1 pseudogene is annotated in these 4,852 nt (G+C 73.9%); it reads right to left on the bottom strand.

Annotated features, from left to right (window positions below):
- Positions 1-4,852 (bottom strand): annotated as a pseudogene (locus H0E82_RS05325) (ESPR-type extended signal peptide-containing protein); the annotation flags it as partial.

The following is a 4,852-nucleotide window of genomic DNA, read 5'->3' as shown; positions in this document are numbered from 1 at the left end:
GACGCCGGCAGCGAGATTGGTGATCCGGCGCGTGGCCGGATAGCCGCCTGCGCCCGTGCCGTTGCCGATCGAGACCACGTTGGCCTCCGGCGCACGGGCGCCCGCGCCCAGCGCCACGCTGTTCACGCCGTTGGCCCAGGCGTTCAGACCCAGCGCGGTCGCGTTCTGCGCATAGGCGTAGGAATCGCGTCCCACGGCCGTCGTCCCCACCGCCGTCGCCCACGCGAACTGGCCCACCGACGTGGTGTTGTCCGCCGTTGCCCAGGCGGAGCCGCCGAGCGCCGTGCTGTTGAGACCGGTGGCGCGCGACGTGGTGCCCGCCGCCAGGCTGGTGGCGCCGCTGGCCGTCGCGGTATTGCCCACGGCCGTCGAGTTCAGACCGCTGGCGACCGCCGCGACACCCACGGCCGTCGCGCGGTCGGCCGTGGCCTCGGCGCCGTAGCCGAGCGCGCTCGCCAGGAAGCCGGTCGCTTCGGCGTAGCTGCCGGTGGCGGTCGCGCCGTCGCCGGAGGCGATCGAGCGGAACCCCGTCGCCAGGGCCTGCTGGCCCGATGCGTCCGCTTCGGTGCCCACCGCCGTCGCGTAGGGCCCCGAGGCCTGGGCGGCATTGCCGATCGCGGATGCGCCGAGGGCGGACGCATTCGCCCGCTGGCCGACCGCCGTGCTCTGTTCGCCACTCGCCTCGCTGTAGGCGCCGAGTGCGAGCGCGTCGTCGGCGAGGGCGGTGGCATTGAAGCCGACCGCGGTCGCGTCCTGGCCGAAGGCCTGTGCGCCGCTGCCCAGGGCCGTGGCCCCCTGCCCGACCGCCGAAGCCGATTCGCCCGCCGCCGTCGCGTAGTCGCCTTCGACATAGGCCGCGTTGTCGCTGTCCTCGCTGCCGGACGCGGCGAAGTAACGGGCGTACTGCGTCGCCTCGGCCAGCTGGTCGACATTCACCGCATCGGTGCCCGCCGTGCCCGCGGCCACGTTGGTGATCTGGCGCTCGTTGCCCGCACTGCCCACCGAGACCGTGTTGTCGCGGGTGGCCTGCGACCCCTGGCCCAGTGCAACACTGCCATCGCCCGAGGCCACGGCATCGGAGCCCAGGGCCAGCGAATCGTCGCCCGATGCAGTGGAGAAATTGCCGAGCGCGGTGCTGTTGAAGCCGCTGGCCCAGGCCGCGCCGCCGATCGCGGTGGAATAGTCACCGGAGGCTTCGGTCGGGAAGAGGTTGAAGAAGCCGGCGCCGCCGCCGACCGCGACACTGTTGAGACCGCTGGCCACGGAGTACGAACCGATGGCCGTGGAGTCCGCCGCCGTCGCCGACGCCGCATAGCCCATCGCGGTCGACGCCGTCCCGGCTGCGGTCGAGACCGCGCCGAACGCGGACGACACTTCGCCCGACGCCGTGGCGCCCACGCCGAAGGCCGACCCGGCGAAGCCGGACGCATCGGCGCTCGCGCCGACCGCCGTGCCCGCGACGCCTGCACTGGTGGCCGAGGTTTCGAGCGGCACCCCGCCCAGGGTCAGAAGCGGGTTGCCGTCCTCGTCGACCGCATTGCCGCCGATCGCGACGCTGGCCGCACCGTCGGCCTGCGCGCCGGCACCGAAGGCCGCGCTGTTCTGGCCGAACGCAACGGCGTTGAAGCCCACGGCGGTGGCGTTCTGCGCCTGGGCCAGCGCGCCGCTGCCCACGGCAGTGGCGCCCTGTGCCAGTGCGCTGCTGCTCGCGCCCAGCGCAGTGCTGTAGTCGCCTTCCGCGTAGGCATCCGACCCGGCGGCCGTGGCGTCGTCACCGAGCGCGAACGCCTCGCCCTCGCCGCTGGCACGGAAGTACCGGTTCGACGCGGTGGCCTCCTCCAGCTGTCCGAGGTTGACCGCATCCGTCGCCTGCGTGCCCGCGGCGACGTTGGTGATCTGGCGCTCGTTGCCGGCGCTGCCCACCGAGACGCTGTCGGCCCGGTTGGCGAACGCGTCGGCGCCCAGCGCCACGCTGTTGGCCGCGGATGCGAAGGCGCCGAGACCGATCGCGGTCGAATTGACGCCGCTGGCGAAGGAATCCCGGCCGAACGCCGATGCACCGGCGGCGGTCGCCCACGCGAACTGGCCGGCTGCGGTCGTATTGGCGGCCGTGGCCCAGGCCGTTTCGCCCAGCGCGGTCGCATTGGCGCCCGTCGCGCGGCTGTCGGCGCCGAGCGCCACGCTGCTGGCACCCGTCGCACTGCTCGCGTTGCCGACCGCGGTGCTGTTGAAGCCATCCGCCCAGGCCTCGCCGCCGACGGCGGTCGAGTAGTCACCGCTCGCCTCGGTACCGAACGCGGTGGCGCCACCCACCGCCACGCTGTTGACGCCGCTGGCGATGCTGCCCGAACCGAGCGCGGTACTGGCCGCGCCGCCGGCATTGGCGCCGTAGCCGTAGGCGGACGCGAACGCGCCGCTCGCATCTGCAAATCCGCCGGCCGCGATCGACGCCTGGCCCGATGCCACGCTGCTGTAACCCAGCGCGGTGGACTGCTGCCCGCCGGCCGAGGCCGCATTGCCCAGTGCGGTCGCATAGCTCCCGGACGCCTGTGCGTACGCGCCGAGCGCCGCAGCGCCTTCCGCATCGGCCACGGCATTGAAGCCCAAGGCCGTGGTCTGCCCACCCTGTGCGAAGGCCCCGCTGCCCACGGCCGTCGCGCCCTCGCCGAAGGCGTCGCTGGACGCGCCCAGTGCGGTCGCGTAGTCGCCGTCCGCACTCGCATCGGAGCCGGCCGCCGTGGCGTCCTCGCCCTGCGCGTAGGCCTCGCCTTCGCCGGTGGCGCGGAAATAGCGCGTGTCCGCCGTCGCCGCCTCGAGCTGACCGACATTCACCGCATCGCTCGCCTCGGTGCCCGCGGCGACGTTGGTGATCTGGCGCTCGTTGCCGGCGCTGCCCACCGAAACGCTGTCGGCGCGGTCGGCCACCGAGTCCGCACCGAGGGCCACGCTGTTGTCCGCCACCGCCTCGGCGAAGTTGCCCAGCGCCGTGCTGTTGGTGCCTGCGGCCCAGGCCGCGCCGCCCACCGCGGTGGAATAGTTGCCCGACGCTTCAGTCGGGATGAGCCCGGCAAGCGCGCCGCCCACCGCCACGCTGTTGATGCCGGTCGCCGTCGCGGCCTGACCCACGGCCGTGCTGTAGCTGCCGGCGGCCGTGCTGTCGGAGCCCAGCGCGACGCTGCTCGCACCCGAGGCCGTGCTGGCGTTGCCGAATGCGGAGCTGTTGAATCCGGTCGCCGCGGCATCGCCGCCGACCGCCGTCGCATAGGTGCCGCTGGCCTCGGCCCGGAAGCCGAATGCTGCGGACTCGTCGCCGCTGGCGACACTCTCGGCGCCGACGGCGGTGGCACTGTCACCCGAGGCCTCAGCATAGAACCCCACTGCGGTCGCTTCGATGCCGCTGGCCTCTGCCAGCGCACCGCTCGCGACCGAGCCATCGCCCCTGGCGATCGCCGCCGCGCCGGTGGCCGTCGACAGCTCGCCGCTGGCCAGGCTCTCTGCGCCGATCGCGGTCGCGTACTCGCCACTGGCTTCCGCGAGCGCGCCCGCGGCCAGTGCATTGGCGGCCGAGGCGACCGAGTCGAAGCCGAGCGCGGTGGCGTTCTCACCAAACGCGAACGCGCCGCTACCGAATGCGGATGCGCCCTGTTCGAGCGCCTGCGCCGCCGAGCCGACGGCCGTGCTGTAGTCGCCGTCCGCCGCCGCGCCCGCTCCTGCCGCGACCGCCTCCTCGCCGGTCACGGCCGCCTCGCCATCGCCGCTGGCCTGGAAATACCGGCTGGTTTCGCCGGCGATGTCGGCCACGGCCTGCAGCTGGGCCAAGTTGACCGCATCGGTCGCGTTGACGCCGGCAGCGAGATTGGTGATCCGGCGCGTGGCCGGATAGCCGCCTGCGCCCGTGCCGTTGCCGATCGAGACCACGTTGGCCTCCGGCGCACGGGCGCCCGCGCCCAGCGCCACGCTGTTCACGCCGTTGGCCCAGGCGTTCAGACCCAGCGCGGTCGCGTTCTGCGCATAGGCGTAGGAATCGCGTCCCACGGCCGTCGTCCCCACCGCCGTCGCCCACGCGAACTGGCCCACCGACGTGGTGTTGTCCGCCGTTGCCCAGGCGGAGCCGCCGAGCGCCGTGCTGTTGAGACCGGTGGCGCGCGACGTGGTGCCCGCCGCCAGGCTGGTGGCGCCGCTGGCCGTCGCGGTATTGCCCACGGCCGTCGAGTTCAGACCGCTGGCGACCGCCGCGACACCCACGGCCGTCGCGCGGTCGGCCGTGGCCTCGGCGCCGTAGCCGAGCGCGCTCGCCAGGAAGCCGGTCGCTTCGGCGTAGCTGCCGGTGGCGGTCGCGCCGTCGCCGGAGGCGATCGAGCGGAACCCCGTCGCCAGGGCCTGCTGGCCCGATGCGTCCGCTTCGGTGCCCACCGCCGTCGCGTAGGGCCCCGAGGCCTGGGCGGCATTGCCGATCGCGGATGCGCCGAGGGCGGACGCATTCGCCCGCTGGCCGACCGCCGTGCTCTGTTCGCCACTCGCCTCGCTGTAGGCGCCGAGTGCGAGCGCGTCGTCGGCGAGGGCGGTGGCATTGAAGCCGACCGCGGTCGCGTCCTGGCCGAAGGCCTGTGCGCCGCTGCCCAGGGCCGTGGCCCCCTGCCCGACCGCCGAAGCCGATTCGCCCGCCGCCGTCGCGTAGTCGCCTTCGACATAGGCCGCGTTGTCGCTGTCCTCGCTGCCGGACGCGGCGAAGTAACGGGCGTACTGCGTCGCCTCGGCCAGCTGGTCGACATTCACCGCATCGGTGCCCGCCGTGCCCGCGGCCACGTTGGTGATCTGGCGCTCGTTGCCCGCACTGCCCACCGAGACCGTG

Origin of the sequence: Luteimonas deserti (assembly GCF_013425765.1) — a bacterium.
In the GTDB taxonomy this organism is placed as follows: domain Bacteria; phylum Pseudomonadota; class Gammaproteobacteria; order Xanthomonadales; family Xanthomonadaceae; genus Luteimonas; species Luteimonas deserti.
The sequence above is the reverse complement of the archived record's forward strand: the minus strand, read 5'-3'. Positions and strand labels throughout refer to the sequence as shown.